The 16,861-nt window shown below is 33.6% G+C and carries 15 protein-coding genes; 9 read left to right on the top strand and 6 right to left on the bottom strand.

All coding sequences use genetic code 11. The annotated features are described in order from the left end of the window. Positions 1–13 precede the first annotated feature (13 nt). Positions 14–664 carry a DUF2119 domain-containing protein gene (locus tag ACKI44_RS10250; RefSeq protein ID WP_407424056.1) on the top strand — a complete coding sequence of 217 codons (651 nt, stop codon included), beginning with the start codon at positions 14–16 and terminating at the stop codon, positions 662–664. Here the strand turns inward: ACKI44_RS10250 and fen are convergent. From fen to cyaB, 6 genes are read right to left on the bottom strand one after another with little or no spacing between them, the layout of a single operon-like run. Continuing rightward, positions 661–1,644 (bottom strand): flap endonuclease-1, encoded by a 984-nt coding sequence (gene fen, locus ACKI44_RS10245; RefSeq protein ID WP_407424054.1) that lies wholly within the window; start codon positions 1,642–1,644, stop codon positions 661–663. The genes ACKI44_RS10250 and fen overlap by 4 nt on opposite strands. 8 nt (positions 1,645–1,652) lie before the next feature. After that, a complete protein-coding gene (locus tag ACKI44_RS10240; protein ID WP_407424052.1) occupies positions 1,653–2,216 on the bottom strand; it encodes a chorismate lyase in 564 nt (187 codons plus the stop codon). Positions 2,217–2,224: 8 nt separating this feature from the next. Further along, positions 2,225–2,788 carry a chorismate--pyruvate lyase family protein gene (locus ACKI44_RS10235; protein WP_407424050.1) on the bottom strand — a complete coding sequence of 188 codons (564 nt, stop codon included), beginning with the start codon at positions 2,786–2,788 and terminating at the stop codon, positions 2,225–2,227. Positions 2,789–2,797: 9 nt separating this feature from the next. Continuing rightward, positions 2,798–4,051 carry a homoaconitase large subunit gene (gene hacA, locus ACKI44_RS10230; protein ID WP_407424048.1) on the bottom strand — a complete coding sequence of 418 codons (1,254 nt, stop codon included), beginning with the start codon at positions 4,049–4,051 and terminating at the stop codon, positions 2,798–2,800. Positions 4,052–4,056: 5 nt separating this feature from the next. Beyond that, complete coding sequence (locus tag ACKI44_RS10225; protein ID WP_407424046.1) at positions 4,057–5,220, bottom strand: homocitrate synthase family protein; 1,164 nt, start codon at positions 5,218–5,220, stop codon at positions 4,057–4,059. A gap of 54 nt (positions 5,221–5,274) precedes the next feature. Further along, positions 5,275–5,817, bottom strand: a complete 543-nt coding sequence (cyaB, locus tag ACKI44_RS10220) for a class IV adenylate cyclase (protein ID WP_407424044.1) — start codon at positions 5,815–5,817, stop codon at positions 5,275–5,277. A 181-nt stretch (positions 5,818–5,998) separates the two neighbouring features. Between cyaB and ACKI44_RS10215 the strand changes: the two genes are divergently transcribed. The 8 genes from ACKI44_RS10215 to ACKI44_RS10180 form a co-directional block, all read left to right on the top strand. Next, positions 5,999–6,544, top strand: coding sequence for a TATA-box-binding protein (locus ACKI44_RS10215; RefSeq protein ID WP_303737413.1), 546 nt, complete (start codon positions 5,999–6,001; stop codon positions 6,542–6,544). A 12-nt stretch (positions 6,545–6,556) separates the two neighbouring features. After that, on the top strand, positions 6,557–8,287 hold the full coding sequence (gene serB / locus ACKI44_RS10210) for a phosphoserine phosphatase SerB (RefSeq protein WP_407424042.1): 1,731 nt from the start codon (positions 6,557–6,559) through the stop codon (positions 8,285–8,287). Between the two features lie 49 nt (positions 8,288–8,336). Beyond that, entirely contained in the window at positions 8,337–8,483 is a 147-nt protein-coding gene (locus ACKI44_RS10205) for a hypothetical protein (RefSeq protein ID WP_198144379.1), read from the top strand. A gap of 93 nt (positions 8,484–8,576) precedes the next feature. After that, on the top strand, positions 8,577–10,736 hold the full coding sequence (topA, locus tag ACKI44_RS10200) for a DNA topoisomerase I (protein ID WP_407424040.1): 2,160 nt from the start codon (positions 8,577–8,579) through the stop codon (positions 10,734–10,736). A 337-nt stretch (positions 10,737–11,073) separates the two neighbouring features. After that, positions 11,074–13,806 carry an STT3 domain-containing protein gene (locus tag ACKI44_RS10195; protein ID WP_407424038.1) on the top strand — a complete coding sequence of 911 codons (2,733 nt, stop codon included), beginning with the start codon at positions 11,074–11,076 and terminating at the stop codon, positions 13,804–13,806. A 53-nt stretch (positions 13,807–13,859) separates the two neighbouring features. Continuing rightward, on the top strand, positions 13,860–14,954 hold the full coding sequence (locus tag ACKI44_RS10190) for an OBG GTPase family GTP-binding protein (RefSeq protein WP_407424036.1): 1,095 nt from the start codon (positions 13,860–13,862) through the stop codon (positions 14,952–14,954). A 5-nt stretch (positions 14,955–14,959) separates the two neighbouring features. After that, positions 14,960–15,502, top strand: a complete 543-nt coding sequence (locus ACKI44_RS10185; RefSeq protein WP_407424034.1) for an adenylate kinase family protein — start codon at positions 14,960–14,962, stop codon at positions 15,500–15,502. A gap of 383 nt (positions 15,503–15,885) precedes the next feature. Then, the coding region (locus tag ACKI44_RS10180; RefSeq protein ID WP_407424032.1) for a hypothetical protein at positions 15,886–16,861 on the top strand (976 nt) is incomplete at its 3' end.

The following is a 16,861-nucleotide window of genomic DNA, read 5'->3' as shown; positions in this document are numbered from 1 at the left end:
ATTTTTATTTTTCATGTCTTATTTTCAATATATTGATAACGGTAGAGGACCTACTAAATTATTTTTAGGGGGACTTCATGGAAATGAAGGAAAAACCTCTATTAAATTTATTAAATTGCTTAAACGAGAAGATCTGTCTTCCGGCCAATTCTATTTTTACAATTTTGATAAAACAGACTATATTTCCACAATCAAAAAAGAGTATTATGAATCTGATTTGGGCCAGAGAATTTTAAAACTGATAAAATACTTTGAACCGGATTTTTACACGGAACTTCACTGTTTTAACTTAAAAAATTATGACAAATTAACATCCATGGAACGTTATAAAAAAACTGGTGTTCCTCCGTTGATTCCTGCTGGAAATCATGTTCTGGTTTCATCCGTTTCTCCATTAATCAGAATGACTTATTTTTCAACGGATACAGTTTGTAAAACTTTGGAATTTCCATGCTGTGAAAAATTAACTCCTGAAGTGATGGAAAAATTCAATTTTGATAAAAAATCAGCTGTTGAGAGATACATGGATTTGCTCAGGTTAATAGCTAAATGTGAAACTAGAATGGACTTTGAAAATGCAATGATGATTAAATATAAATCTCAGGTTAAATTGGCAATGGATTATGCAAAAAAAGTATTTGGGGAGGATTTTCCTCCGTATTAAAACCATGCATCTAGACTGCCCTGTGATGAGCTTAAATTTTTAAGTCTGTCTGATGCCTTTACCACACGGTTTTCTGAAAATCCGTGTTCATAGCATAAAAATTCAACAAGTCCTTCTTTATCAGGTTTGTTCCATTTTATCTTGTAGTCAGTATTTACATTATGGTTTAGGAAAATGTCTCTCACTTCATTTAAGTCATGGGTACTTTCCTTTTGAAGCTTATCTAATTTTTCCTGCAACTGTCCTTTTTTAGCTAGTTTCAATGCAGTTTTAGCGCCAATGCCTTTTAGACCGTCACAAAAATCAGTTCCAATCAGTATTCCCATATCTATTAATTCTTCACGGGTAATGTTTAATTCATGAAGTACATGTCTCAATTCATAGTATTCAAGATTTCCTAAATTTGAATTCACGGCAAGGTTTCTTACAACCCTTTTTGCTCCGAATAACAGACAATCGTAATCCTGTGAAGCAACGGCATACGCATCTCCTTTTTCAACCATGTATGCGGCCTGGGCTTCTCCTTCACCTTTTGCTTCAACATATGGTATTCCCATTAACGTTAATAATTTTTTGGATGATTCAATAATTTCCGGAGATAATTTTGATGATCTCATTGCATATTTACGTGCTTTTTCAGTATCTCCACTTTTTAAAGCTTCTTTATATATTTTTTCTGCTTCATCTCTTATTTCACGTCTTTTTGCCTGTGTGTCACTTTTTAGTTCGGGTGCTTTTCCGTCAAAGACATAAATGGGTTTTATTCCTTTTTCTACCATTGATGAATTTCTGTATAATATGCCGCTTAAGTGAGATGTAACATTTCCATTTTCATCACATAACGGCTGTCCGTCTCTTTGTCTTATTGTTGATAGAAACTGGTAAAGTGTATTGAAAGCATCAATCGATACAGCTCTACCTTCCAAATCCTTAAAATTTATTTTTTCAGGTTCAATTATGTCTTTTAGTTTTACACCCATCTTAACACCTACATTTCTCTAAAGTAACTCAATGGGAATAATTCTTTTGTAAATAGTCTTATTGTTCCATGCTGGCTCATTGTGAATTCTCTTGTAATCATATCCTCTGACGTGTTGAATAGTTCTTCAAGTATTGGTGTCGGTTTTTCTATTGAAATCTTTTTTATATGTCTTTGAGTTTCTATGTTAAATTCTGATAGGATTAATCCTGTGGTGATTTTTTCATCAAACAAATATTTAAGAATTTCATCACTGCATCTGTCTTTTGGAATGTATGAAAATGCATAGACAAGTGGGCGGCCTTTCTTATGCACGATTACTTCACGAACAAGCACTTCGTTGCCTTCGTTCATATCAAGCAATTTGGCTGCGCGTTCATCTGCTTTTTCAATTTGTTGTTGAAGAACAAAGAGTTTTAACCTGCCATATAATGCATCCAATGGGGTAGTCATCGGCCCGTTCAAGGATAGTAGAATCTTTTGTATGGCTGAAAGTTTAACTCCATATTCATTTTCAAGGGTTTTCACCATTTCATACGTCGGTTCATTAATGTTTTTTCCTTTTAAATCCATAAAATCACCTATATTTCAGTAAAATAGGAAATTGGGAATACTTCTTTAATCCACATTAGAATTTCTTCTCCGCTGATGATGACATATTCACGAGCTAACATGTCCTCATCTGTGTTATACAGTTCTTCCAATCTGGCATTTGGTTTTTCTATGTAAATGTATTTAATTTCCCTTCTTGATTCAATATTGTAGTTTTTCAAGATTCTTCCAATCGGTATATCTGCCCTAATCAAATCTGAGCACATATTTTCGCTGCATCTTGATAATGGGATGTGGGATATTGCATAAATTAACGGTTTACCGCCCTGGTGCATTATAACTTCTCTGAAGTTAATTTTTTCACCTTCGCCCACTTCCACAAGTTTTGCATGAAATTCGTCTGCAGGTTCAAAATGTTGGTCTATAGTGAACAAACTTATTTTGCCGTACAGCACATCCAAGATTGCTGTAATTGAACCGTCGGTAGTTAATAGTATTTTTTGAGTGTTTGATAGTTGTATGTCGTTTTCTTTTTCGAGTTCATTAATCCTATCTATCAATCGTCTATTTGCTTCATTTTTTGATTTAGTCATATAAATCACTTATAAATCTTTTGGGTTAGTTATAACTCCTTCAATAGCTGAAGCAGCTACAACTTTTGGATTTGAAAGATAAACTGAAGATTTCGGATCTCCCATTCTACCTTTGAAATTCCTGTTTGTTGTGGATATACAAACTTCGCCTTCGGATAATACACCCATGTGACCACCAAGACATGGTCCGCATCCGGGATTACATATTATGGCTCCGGCATCAATAAAAGCTTCAATATATCCTAAATTCATTGCCTGTTTGTATATTTCACGGGATGCAGGCAATATCAATAATCTGATATTATCGTTAATTTGCTGTCCTTTCAATATTTCATATGCATCTTTTAAATCTGATAATCTGCCGTTTGTACAGGAACCGATTAAACATTGGTCTATTGAGGTTCCTTCAACTTTTGAGATATTTTTCACATTATCCACGTCGTTCGGACAGGCAATTTGAGGTTCCATATCACTTATATCAAAATGCATTTCTTTTTCATAAACGGCATCTTCATCTGATCTAACAATGTTCAATTCATTTTCTTTTTTGGAAGTTCTTTTGCAGATATAATCTATCACTTCCTTATTGGGTTCCATTATACCGTTTTTAGCACCCATTTCAATTGCCATATTGCACATGGTTGCTCTTCCTTCAACGCCCATGTTTTCTATTGTCTGACCGCAGAACTCGGCGGTTTTGTATGTGGCGCCTGCAATTCCGATTTCTCCAATTATATTTAAAATAATGTCTTTGGGTGCAATGTAGGGGTTTAACTCACCGGTAATCTCCATTTTTATTGCTGATGGAACCATGAACCATGTTTTTCCGGTTGCCCAGACCATTGCCAGGTCTGTTGCCCCCATTCCTGTTGAAAATGCTCCAAAAGCACCATAGGTACATGTGTGTGAATCTGCACCAACAATGACCTTTCCGGGTTCAACCAGCCCCATTTCCGGAACCACCTGGTGGCATATTCCCTCTCCATGAATATAATTGTGACTTATTTTCTGTTTATTTATAAAATCACGGCAAACTTTTTGAAATTCTGCTGATCCTATGGTATTTGCCGGAACATTGTGATCAAAGATAATTGCTATTTTTTCCGGGTCCCAAACCTTATCCGCTACTTTTTCAAATGTTTTGATTGCAGGTGGGGAAGTTCCGTCGTGAGACATTGCAAGATCAACCGGGATTTCTATTATTTCTCCTGGAGTCACTTCATGTCCTGCCTTTGAAGATAAGATTTTTTCAGTAATGTTCATGTTATCTAGCCTTTTGTATTTTTAACGATTTCTCTAAATACCTTATCGTTAATGTATTTGCCTTCTTCTCTTGATTTTTTAACCTGTCTTACAATTTCAATTAGCTCGTCATCGCTGACTTCCAATTCACATTCGTTTAATTTAGCTCTGACTGCTCTGCAGCCTGAATGTTTACCTAAAACAAGCTGTCTTTTCTGTCCAACCAGTTCCGGAACATAAGGTTCATAACATAATGGCTCTTCGATTACTGCATCGACATGAATTCCGGATTCATGTCTGAATACATTGTTTCCCACAACAGGCTTGTTGTAAGGAATTGGCAATCCGCTTGCTTTGGATACAATATTTGATAATTCTGTAATGTATTTTGTTTTAAATCCTAAATCTTTTCCATATAATATTTTTAAAGCCATTATAAGTTCTTCTAGAGAAGCATTACCTGCTCGCTCACCAATACCGTTAACTGTAGTTGAAATACCTTTTGCACCTGCCAATACTCCGGTAATTGAGTTTATAACGGCAAGACCAAAATCATTGTGACAGTGGAGTGCAATATTTACATTCAAATCTTTTACAAGTTCTCTAACCATATAATCGATTCCCTGTGGTGTAATGGCTCCTGTTGTATCTGCAATATGGACTCTGTCAGCACCACATTCCTGTGCTTTTGAATAGATTCTTTTTAAGAAGTCAATGTCTGTTCTTGTAGCATCTTCGGCGGAAAATGCAACATACAATCCATGGTCTTTTGCATAGTCAACAGCGGTTTCACATAAATTGATTGCATCCTGGCGGGTTATATGCATTTTATGGTCCAGGTGAATATCTGATGTTCCGACAAAGGTAATTATACCGTCAACATCACAGTCAAGAGCAGCATCAATATCTTCCGGTTTTGTCCTGGTTAATGCAAGGATGTCTGCATTCAAATCTTCTTTTGCTATTGCACTTACACTTTCCCTTTCTCTTTCAGATACAATTGGAAAACCTGCTTCAATCTGGTTGATTTTAAGTTGATCAAGTTTACGCGCAATCTCTAATTTATCTTCAAGACTAAAACATACTCCAGGGGTCTGTTCACCGTCCCTTAATGTAGTATCGTATATAATAAAATCTTCAGGGAATGCTATTTCACATTCCTTATTGTAATGACTTATAAAATATTGCAATTATCTCACTTCTTTAATAAATTATTATAATATAATAGTATTTTTTCGTCAATGTTAATATAATTTTTCTAATAATTCCAAATATGATGTTCTTTCAAATCCGTCGGTGATTCCCAATTCTTTAAATAATTCAAATATTTTATCCTGTGCTTCAGAATAATCCTTTCCATCTTCCAGTGCAATTTCTATTTCCATATATGGGTCTAAACCTTCAATGTCATCTAAACTAATCTCAAAATTTTTATAAGTATAGTACTGCCTGTTTTTTTTGACCGCTCTCACTTTCACAAATCCCAGATGCTCGAATATTTTACTGCATTTTTCACTGTCTTCTATTGTAATTTCAATTTCTTCACGTGTTTTACTTTTGGAATCAATTTTTGGACCTTTGTAGGTTATAAAAATATTGGTGTCGTTATTTTCTGTTGTTGTTCTTATTCTTAAGGCCTCATCTGTTTTTGCGAAATCCACAATTGGGCTGTTAAAATAGATATCTTCTTGAAATTCTTTTTTACTTTTTATAGCACCAAGATTTTCTAACTTTTTTTCCATATCCTGAAAATTTTCAATTTTTGCTTTAACTTCAACTTCTATCATTTCAATTTCCCCATTAATTTATTATTTAAAATTTTTCAAATTTTAATTTTTTTGTTTTGCATATATAAATAAACATAACTTTATATACTATTTAAATGAAATAGTTTTATTAGTAAAAATTTAATTTTTGTTTTCTTAATTTTTACTTACTACTTTTAAAAACTTAATTGGAGGTTTTAATTTGACCGATGTTGACATTAAAATAGAAAACATTGTAGCTTCCGCAAGCATTGGGAAGGATATTGTCCTGACTGATGTGTCCCAAGCTTTAGAAGGGGTTAATTTTAATCGTGAACAGTTTCCGGGATTAGTTTTCAAACTTAAAGATCCTAAAACCGCAGCGTTAATCTTCAGCTCCGGTAAGCTTGTTTGTACTGGGGCAAAATCTATAGATGATTCCAAATTGGCAATCAAAAAAACTGTAGATTTGATGAGGACAGTAGATACTGAAATTCCTCATGAATTTGAAATTAAAATTCAAAATATTGTGGCTTCTGCGAATTTGCAATCCACATTAAACTTAGAAGCAGTAGCTTTAGAACTTGAAGATACTGAATATGAACCGGAACAATTCCCTGGTTTAGTATACAGATTATCTGACCCTAAAGTTGTGCTATTATTGTTTGGATCCGGTAAAGTTGTTTGTACTGGAGCAAAAACAAAAAGCGACGCTAAATTAGGTGTCGAAAGAGCTTACGATAGATTAAGTGAGCTAGATTTAATATAATTGGTGGTATTATTGATTAAACTTGTAGTATTTGACTTAGATAATGTTATTATTGATGGTGAAGCAATAGATGAGATAGGAAAATTAGCAAATGTTGAAGAAGAAATAGCTGAAATTACTGAAAAAGCTATGCAAGGTGAAATAGACTTTGAAACTTCTATTAAAGACAGAGTCCAACTTTTAGAAGGAACCTCTATCGAAGATATCGAAAAAGTCGCTGACGAACTTCCTTTAATGGAAGGTGCTAGTGAAACTATCGCATGTTTGAAAGACAAAGATGTTGATGTAGCTATCATTAGTGGTAGTTTTGATGTAGTGGCTGAGAAGGTTAAAGAAAAACTTGGTATTGATTCATGCTATACCAATAGTTTCACAGTCGAAGATGGTAAATTAACTGGTGAAGTGACTGGTCCTTTAGTATCTGGTTCTAAATTAGATGTATTAAAAGACCATGTTGAAGATGCAGGTATTTCTTTAGAAGAAGTAGTTGCAGTTGGAGATGGCGCAAATGACATTTCCATGATTGAATCAGCTGGCTGCGGTATTGCATTCAATGCAAAAGATTCCGTAAAAGAAATAGCTGATGTTGTAGTTGACGAAAAAGACTTAACAAAAGTCTTAGATGAAATTCTTAATCAAATAACCACTGACGATACTGAAAACGACGCTGTTGAAAATGAAGATGCTGAAGCTGAAGCTGAAGAAGTTGAAGAAACCGAAGTAGCTGAAGAAACCGAAGCTGATACTGAAGAAGCAGAAGAAGCTGAGGAAACTGATGCTGAAGCTGAAGAAGTTGAAGAAGTAGAAGTAGCTGAAGAGTCTGAAACTGAAACTGAAGAAGTTGAAGACGCTGAAGAAGAAACTGAAGCTAAAAAATCTAAAAACGATCTTCCAAAATCTGAATTTGTTCTTGCTGACACTATGGAAGGTGTAAGAAAACAAAAAGATGAAAAAGAAGCAGAAATTGCTCAAATCGCTGAAGAAAGGGAAGAATTCAACAAAATAGCTAAAGAACAACGTAAAATCCGTGATGAATTAAATGCTTCATTAAAAGAAAACTTAAACAAAGCTATTGAATTCAGAAATGAACGTAATGAGATTAATAAATCTGTTGAAGAAGCTAAAAAAGCTCGTAATGATGCAAACAATCAGATTAAAAATCTCGAATGGTCTTCTGGTAAACGTGACAAAGTAAAAATCGAAAATGAAATCAAAAAAATTGATAAAATTATCGAAACTCGCGTTTTGGATATCAAAAAAGAAAATCAACTTGTTAAAAACGCTAATGACTTAAGAAAACAGTTATTAGATATTCAAGAAGATGAATCAGTTAAAGAAGAAGCTCAGGAATTAAGAAAATTATCTGAAGAAGAGCACGAAAAAGTTATCACACTCTCTGAAAAGGCACAGGCTGCTCACGAAGAAATGTTAACTTACTTCAGAAAAACTGATGATATCAGAACCGCAGCTGACGAAGCTCATAAAAAATTCATCGAAGCACGTAACAATGCTTCTGCAAAACATGAAGAATTTAAAGCTGTATTAAGCGACATTCACGTTATCAATAAAAAATTAGGTTCTGGTAAACCTAGAAAAAGAAGATCTGATAAGAAACCTTCTTCTGGTTCAAATAAAAATCGTGAAGAAAAAGAAAGAGCTGAAGAAATCTTTGAAAAATTCAAACAAGGTGGAAAATTATCTACTGAAGAGCTCTTGCTTTTACAAAAATATAATATAAATTAAATATAATTTTAATTTATATTTTTTTACTTTTTTTTTAAGAGGTTATAACATGTCTGAAGAAAAAATTGAAACCTGTTTTTTATGCGGTAAGAAATTTGACATGAATAACTCAGAATTGGCTTATTATCGTAATGGTAAATATCCTATTTGCGATTATTGTGCTGAATTTTATTCTTTCTATAGGGAAGATTTATAATTTTCAATTAAATTTTTTTTAGAAATTTTTATATATGATAATTTATTTTATATTTTATCTAATTGAAAAAAATTGTATGGGGTAACTGTTAGAATGCATGAAGTAATTATTTGTGAGAAACCTAGTTCTGCTGAAAAAATAGCTAAAGCATTATCTTCTAAAGCTAAAAAAAATTTATACAATAAAAAAATTAAATATTGGACATTAAACAGAGATTCAAAAGATATTACTGTTTTATCTGGTGTAGGTCATTTATATTCATTAATTCCCAATACTTCAAAAAGCAGCATTTCATTCAACCTGCACTGGGCACCGGCATATGAAGTAAATAAAAAAACCAGCGGATACACTCGTGATTATGTTAGAGCTATCCAAAAATTTGGTAAAGGTGCTGACTCTTATGTCCATGCTTGCGATTATGATGTTGAAGGTACTTTAATCGGATACAATGCTTTAAAATATGCTTGTGGAGAAGAATCTTTATCCAAAGCTTCTCGTATGAAATTTTCTACATTAACTAAAAAGGATATTGTTGAAGCTTATGAAAATAAAATCAATATAGACATGCACCAGGTCGACAACGGTATTGCACGTCATATTTTGGATTATTATTTTGGAATGAACATTTCCATTGCACTTTCAAATGCGGTTCGCAAATCCAAAAAACGATTTTTAAAATTGTCTGTAGGTCGTGTGCAAACACCTACACTATCTATTTTGGTTGATCGTGAAAAGGAAATTGAGGAATTTGTCCCTGAACCATATTGGGTCATCAGAGCCATTTTGGATTTTGAAGATATTGAAATCAAGCATGTTGACGGAAATATTTTTGACCGTGAAAGGGCTGAAGAAATCTTTGCTAAATGTCAGGACAAAGACGCCACTGTAGACAGCATTGAAATTTCCAATTCAAAGACCAGACCTCCAGTTCCATTTAATTTAGGCGGTTTGCAGTCTGAAGCATATAATGTATTCGGGTTTACTCCTAAAAGAACTCAGGTTATTGCTCAAAACCTTTACAGTTCAGGTTATACTTCTTACCCACGTACTTCATCTCAAAAATTGCCTGAAAGTTTAGGTTTTCCTTCTATTTTCAAACAATTGGCTAAAAATGAGGAATATAAAAAACATATTTCCCAATTGCCTGCAAAATTAAAACCTAACAATGGTAGAAAGGATGATGAGGCACACCCTGCTATTCACCCTACCGGAATTTTACCTTCAGGATTATCAAAAGATGAGCAGAAAATATATGACTTGATTGTTTACAGGTTCATCGCAGTATTTTTCGAGGCAGCTAAGTTCGAAACAATGAGCACAACCTTGGATATTGAAGGTGAAAAATTCCGTTTCAGACGCAGAAGAGTTACTCATAAAGGCTGGATGGAACATTATCCGTTTAGAAAAATTGATGATGAAAAGTTCCCTGAAATTAAGGAAGGGGATTCCATGTCAGTTAAGGAGCTTATTTCTGATGAAAAAGAAACCAAGCCTCCTGCACGTTATAATCAGGCTTCTTTAATTAAAGAACTGGAGAAAAGAGAACTTGGTACAAAGGCTACCCGTGCTGATATCATTGACAAGCTATATGATCGTAAATACATAGATGGAAATAAGATTTCAGTTAATCAGCTGGGTAAAAATCTTATTGATACTCTAAGCAGCTATTGTAATAATCTCACCAGTGAGGAATTGACCAGGGATCTGGAAGATAAACTGGAGGGTATTAATAAAGAGGAAACTACCAAAGACAGTGTTATCGATGAAGGAGAAAAGGATGTTAAAGAGATTTTAGTCGACATAGATAAAAACACCGAAGAAATCGGTTCCAAACTTTATGACGCCTATCAGGAAAGTAATATTGTCGGTAAGTGTAAGTGCGGCGGAAATCTTATTAAAAGATATTCTCCTAAAAATAAAAGTTATTTCGTAGGATGTTCCAATTATCCTGAATGTAACAATACTTATTCAATTCCTAAAGGTGCACGTTTCCTTAAAAAAACATGTGAAAAATGCGGTTTGCCTATTATTTCATTTGGAAGCAAACCTCCTAAGCATGCATGTCTTGATTCCAATTGCGGTAAGGAACATCTCGAACCTGAGCAAATCGAAGTTCTCGGTAAGTGTCCTGATTGCGGAAGGGATTTGATTAAACGTTCCGGACGTTATGGGGATTTTGTCGGATGTAAGGGTTTTCCTAGATGCAGGTTTACCTGTGCATTGGATGAGCTTAAATATAAACTTAAAAAATAATTTTTTGAAAAATTAATTTTTTTCAATTTCTCTTAATTTTTAATAATTTCGCATTAAATACAAAATACTTAATAATGTTAAAAATAATATATATACATTAATAAAAATATTTTCAATAATTGTTGATATTTTTATCCGAATGCGAAAATTTAATTTTTTAAATTAAATAGCATTATTAATCATATAACTAAATTTAATTTAGTTTTATTGTGAACCCTAGAACCTGGGGGATTGCTTAGTAATTTTACATTAATAAATGTATATTCTAAGAATATTGTTCAATTACTCTTATAATTAATTTTAAATTTAAATAAATAAACTGAAATAGAGGATTTTGATGAATAGAGAAACAACGATAACAGTAGCTAAGTCTGTAATCATTATTTTGATTCTTTTAGCTGTTGTTTTTGCATTAAGAGCTCCTGCAGCTGATCTCAATATTCTCCCTAATGAAATTAAAGGGGATTATGTTGATTCTTCTGGCCTTCCTTATTTTAGTGAAATGGATTCATATTATAACTTAAGGTTAACAGAAGATTATATAGATCATGGTTTTGTTGGAGATATAGATAACGGTGATGGTACACAGAGGGATATGCATAGGTATGCCCCTGATGGTAATATAATTGATTATGAACTGGGTATTGTATATATAACGACATTCATGCATGACATGGCCAATAAGTTCTTTGGATCTCACGGTGTTAGGGAAGTTGCATTCTGGACTGGTGCAATTATCGCATCATTGGCGGTTATTCCGGCTTTCATTTTTGCACGCAGATTAACTAATGATTATGGTGCAATTGCCGCAACACTGATTATTGCTTTAGCTCCAAACTACTTTGCGCACACATTCCCAGGATTTTTCGATACGGATATGTTTTATTACATATTCTCCCTGTTCTTTATATTCTTCTTTGTTGAATGTATACGAACAGACAATTTAGTTTTAAAAGTAATTTATGCAATTTTATCTATTATTTCAATAGGTCTGTTTTCAATTTCATGGACTGGTTATATCTTTTACGTAGGTATGATGGGAATATTTGCAGTAGTATACTTAATTGCATGTATTATATTTAATAGCGGTAGTGATGATCAAAGTCAATATTCGAACAAAATAGTGTGGTTAATACATCAGAAAGAATTCTTGTCAATAGTTTTACTTTTAGTAATCGGTGCTGTTGGTCTTGCTGTTTTCAGAGGTGTTGACAGTGTACTCGGTATATTTAACAGTTTACTCAGCTTACTTTCCCTGCAATCTACTGCTAGGGTAGTCGGTGGTTTCCCTAACGTACTTATTTCTGTTGCAGAGATGCAAATGCCTAACTTGCTTGGTGCAGGTATGGGTTCAGCATTTTTAGCTAACACTAATGGTGTAGTTAACGGTATGGGTGGAATCTCTGTAATGTTTGCTGGTTTAATTGTATTGTATGTGTTAGTATCCAGAGTATTAAAACTTAGAAAAATCACTGCTCCTAAAAAAGAAGTTTTAGGAAAACCAAGCAAAGCTGATAGGGTTGCTGCTTCTAAAAAGCTTGATGATAATCGTAAATTCAAATTGTCCCTTGGTCAATTAAGTAGTTTTGGTAGTACTCAAGATGAAATTTCTCAAACTAAACGTTTAACAATATTATATGCTTGTTTATTCTTAGTTTGGACTTTAATTACAATTTTAGCTGTAACTAGAGGTTCAAGATTTATTACTACCATTGTTTTACCTTTCGGATTAATGACTGGTATTTTCATAGGTTACGCTACTGATTACATTAAAAACAGATTAAACAATGATAAATGGTTAACAGTTATTGTAGTTCTTTGTGCTGCTCTTGCAGCTTATCCATTAACCCAAATCAATTTAATCTATGGTTTAATATTATTAATTGTATTATTAGCTATTGGTTTAGCATCAATCCATGTTTTAAAACAGAACAAATCTGCTGATAATACTGGCATTCCTATCAAGAAATATATTGCTATAGTATTAATAGTTCTTGCATTGGTATCACCTACCGTTTGTGGAGCTTACATTACTTCAAATCAGGTAGTTCCGGGTACTAGTGATCCGATGTGGAATTCAATGACTTGGATTAATGAAAATACTGATAACAGTACTGTAATTACATCCTGGTGGGACTTCGGTTACCTCTTTGAGATTGCTGCTGACAGACAAGTAACATTCGATGGAGGTTCTCAGTCAGGAGACCGTGCATTCTGGCTGGGTCAGGCGATGACCACAAGTGATTTGGAATATTCTGCAGGTATCTTCAGAATGTTGGATACTTCAGGTACTAAACCTCAGCAAGCATTATATAATTACACAGGCGATTATGGTAAAACTACCGATATCCTTAAAGAGATTTTACCAATGACTGCTGAAAATGCTACAAACACTTTAGTTAACACTTATCATTTAACTAATGAACAAGCAGCTGAAGTTGTTAATGGTACTCACCCTGCAAATCCACGTCCAGTAATATTTGTTGCAAGTTCAGATATGCTTCAAAAAGCTGGTTGGTGGAGTTACTTCGGTGACTGGAACTTTGAAAATCAAAGTTCTCAAAACTACAACTATTATGTTCCTACCAAACAGGTAACTGTTGAACCTGGTACAACCGGTAAATTGGCTTTACTCAACCAGTCAGGTTTACTTGTAAATGCAGTTATTCAAAGAGGACAAGGTAACAACTCAACCACTGCATACACTGAGGCAATAAATACATATAACAATAGTGGAATTGTCATTAATGGTACTCCATACAACCCATTGAACATTTCTAACATCATGGTAATTGAAGACGGATACTTAGTTAAAAACGAATCTGTTGGAGACGTCAAAAATGCAAACTACACCTTATTCTTAATGGGTGAGAAAAATGTATACACTCCAATATTGATTGATAACAAGTTAGCCAATTCAATGTTCACTCAATTATATCTCTTGGGTGGTGCAAACCAAAACGTATATGAAATGGTTCACATGGAAAACGGTGTATCATTATGGAAAGTAAACTTTAATAATACTGTTGCAGGTGGAGGTTCAGGCTCTACCAATACAACAAGTAGATAGATTGGAATAATTTCCAATCTCTTTTTTTATATTTTTTTTAATATGGTGATTTAATGGGTCTTGAAGATAAGATTAAAGATATTGAAGAGGAAATTCAAAAAACCCCATATAATAAAGCTACTTCACACCATATTGGTAAATTAAAAGCTAAACTTTCAAGATTAAAAGAGGAATCTCTTCAACGTAGCAGTTCTGGCCACAAAGGTCAGGGTTTTCACATGAAAAAAACCGGAGACGCTACAGTCGTTCTTGTCGGATTTCCTTCTGTCGGTAAGTCCACATTATTGAATGAAATAACCAATGCTGAAAGTAAAGTTGGAGCTTATCAGTTTACAACTTTGGATATTGTTCCGGGAGTTATGGAACATAAAAACGCTAAGATACAGGTTTTTGATATTCCGGGAATTATCACTGGAGCAAGCAGCGGTAAAGGAAGAGGTAAAGAGATATTGTCTGTTGCAAGAACAGCAGATTTGATTTTGGTTGTTCTGGATACTTTAAATCCACAGCATTTGAATGTTATTTTAACCGAATTAAGAAACATCGGTATCAGGCCAAATGAACATCCTCCTGATGTAACTGTCAACAGAAAAAAACTTGGCGGTGTCAAAGTCTCATCAACATGTCCTTTAACTCATTTGGATGAAAAAACAATAAGATCCATCATTAATGAGTATGGAATGCACAATGCAGATGTCTTATTCAGGGATGACGTAACGATGGATCAGTTCATTGATGTGCTGGATAGAAATAAATCCTATGTTCCAATGTTGATTCTATTGAATAAGGTGGATTTGGTTGATGAAAATTATCTCGAGGAACTTAAAAAATATATTCCGGACTTCATTCCGATTTCTGCCGATAAAAAAACCAATATCGATGAGCTTAAGGATTTAATATTCGATAATCTGGATTTGGTGCGTGTTTATTTAAAGCCACAGGGAAGAAAAGCGGATATGGAAGATCCGTTGGTTATTAAAAAAGGCTCTACGGTCATTGACGCATGTGGAAAGCTGCACAGAGAATTCGTTAAGAACTTCCGTCATGCAAAGGTATGGGGAACATCAGTTAAATTCCCGGGTCAAAAAGTCGGGCCGGACCATGTCTTGGAAGACGAAGACGTTTTAAGAATCATCTTGAAAAAATAGATACCATGTCTAATATTATTTTTATCAGTGGTACTCCATGTACTGGGAAAACCACTATCAGTGAAAAGTTATCTGAAAAATTAAATTGGAAATTAGTTAAAATTAATGATTTAGCTATTTCTAACAATTTAGTTTTGGGTATTGATGAGGATAAAGGCTATAAAATCATTGATATTGATGCTTTAAACGATTTGCTTTTAAAGATTATTTCTGAACATGATAACCTGATTGTTGAAGGTCATTTGTCTCATTTATGTTCCGGTGCCGATAAATTAATTGTTTTAAGGTGCAGGCCGGAAATTCTAAAAGAAAGGCTGGCTTTAAGGGATTATTCTTCATCTAAAATCAATGAAAACCTGGAAGCTGAAGCCATGGGTGTTTGTTCGGCTGAAAGTTTGGACATTTATGATAACAATGTTTATGAGTTGGATGTCAGTGATTTGGATGTTGGTGGAGCAGTGTCAATTCTTATGGATGTCATTAATGGCCAGAAAGAATTGTCTTTTGGCGAAATTGACTTCATGGACTGGTTACTCGTACATCAATAAGTTTACTTTTTCTTTTTTTATTAATCAGTCTTTGTTAATTAATTGTCTGATGATTTTAATTGGCTGATTTGTTAACAAGTGGTTGAATTAATTAGGATATATTCAATTTAATTGAAGTTATATTTGTCGATATTTTTTGTGTGTAATGGATACAGTTTTTTCATAAAGAATCATCTAAGAACAAAACATTAATTCTTAAGAATATGCTATGTTATTAAATAATTTCAGATAATAAAAACTTTCCTGAAAAGTTTTCTAGGAATTAAACAAAATCATTAAATTTAATAGTGAATAATTTCAAATTATTAATCATAATTAAATTATTTGTTAGTTAAGTAATTTTAATTATATATTATTAAAAATAAGTATTTTAAGATGAAATTATGAAATCTAATAAATATTTGATTGTTTTGTCAATATTTTTAATTTCGTTAGTATTTATTTCATCAGCAAGTGCTGCTGATGCTAATGATAGTGATGTGTTATCTATTGATGAATCAGTCAACATCGAAAGTAATGATGCGTTTGCGTTAGATAGTGTATCTAATGACAATAATGTTTTAGGAAATACTGATGATAATTTATCCTCTGCACTTTGTGCGAGTGAAGAGGAGGGTGTGTTGGGAGATACACCTAAGAAGGATTTGAATGTTAGTGGTAGTGCTGATCCGATTTATGCTGGTGAGAATGCTACTGTTGTTATTACTGGTTTTGAGGATGCTACTGGTAATGTTAGTGCTTTGGTGAATTTGGCTTATTATAATGCTCCTATTGTGGATGGTGTTGCTACTTTCATTACTAAAGAATTAAGTAGGTCTGCTACTGCTTATGTTTTGTATTTAGGAGATGATTTGTATAAGGCTGCATTTACTTCTGTGAATATTACTGTTTTGCCTGCTCCTGGTAAGAAGGATTTGAATCTTAGTGGTAGTGCTGAACCTATTAATGTTGGTGAGAATGCTACTGTTGTCATTTCTGGTTTTGAGGATGCTACTGGTAATGTTAGTGCTTTGGTGAATTTGGCTTATTATAATGTTCCTATTGTGGATGGTGTTGCTACTTTTATTACTAAAGAATTAAGTAGGTCTGCTACTGCTTATGTTTTGTATTTAGGAGATGATTTGTATAAGGCTGCATTTACTTCTGTGAATATTACTGTTTTGCCTGCTCCTGCTAAGAAGGATTTGAATCTTAGTGGTAGTGCTGAACCTATTTATGTTGGTGAGAATGCTACTGTTGTTATTACTGGTTTTGAGGATGCTACTGGTAATGTTAGTGCTTTGGTGAATTTGGCTTATTATAATGCTCCTATTGTGGATGGTGTTGCTACTTTCATTACTAAAGAATTAAGTAGGTCTG

Source organism: Methanobrevibacter sp., assembly GCF_045646205.1.
Taxonomy (GTDB): domain Archaea; phylum Methanobacteriota; class Methanobacteria; order Methanobacteriales; family Methanobacteriaceae; genus Methanocatella.
This window is presented reverse-complemented; position numbering and strand designations above follow the sequence as displayed.

Coding starts and splice junctions, on each gene's coding strand:
- cyaB (WP_407424044.1), bottom strand. CDS start 5,817: ATGATAGAAGTTGAAGTTAAAGCAAAAATTGAAAATTTTCAGGATATG.
- topA (WP_407424040.1), top strand. CDS start 8,577: ATGCATGAAGTAATTATTTGTGAGAAACCTAGTTCTGCTGAAAAAATA.
- ACKI44_RS10250 (WP_407424056.1), top strand. CDS start 14: ATGTCTTATTTTCAATATATTGATAACGGTAGAGGACCTACTAAATTA.
- ACKI44_RS10195 (WP_407424038.1), top strand. CDS start 11,074: ATGAATAGAGAAACAACGATAACAGTAGCTAAGTCTGTAATCATTATT.
- fen (WP_407424054.1), bottom strand. CDS start 1,644: ATGGGTGTAAAACTAAAAGACATAATTGAACCTGAAAAAATAAATTTT.
- ACKI44_RS10240 (WP_407424052.1), bottom strand. CDS start 2,216: ATGGATTTAAAAGGAAAAAACATTAATGAACCGACGTATGAAATGGTG.
- ACKI44_RS10185 (WP_407424034.1), top strand. CDS start 14,960: ATGTCTAATATTATTTTTATCAGTGGTACTCCATGTACTGGGAAAACC.
- ACKI44_RS10235 (WP_407424050.1), bottom strand. CDS start 2,788: ATGACTAAATCAAAAAATGAAGCAAATAGACGATTGATAGATAGGATT.
- ACKI44_RS10190 (WP_407424036.1), top strand. CDS start 13,860: ATGGGTCTTGAAGATAAGATTAAAGATATTGAAGAGGAAATTCAAAAA.
- ACKI44_RS10205 (WP_198144379.1), top strand. CDS start 8,337: ATGTCTGAAGAAAAAATTGAAACCTGTTTTTTATGCGGTAAGAAATTT.
- hacA (WP_407424048.1), bottom strand. CDS start 4,051: ATGAACATTACTGAAAAAATCTTATCTTCAAAGGCAGGACATGAAGTG.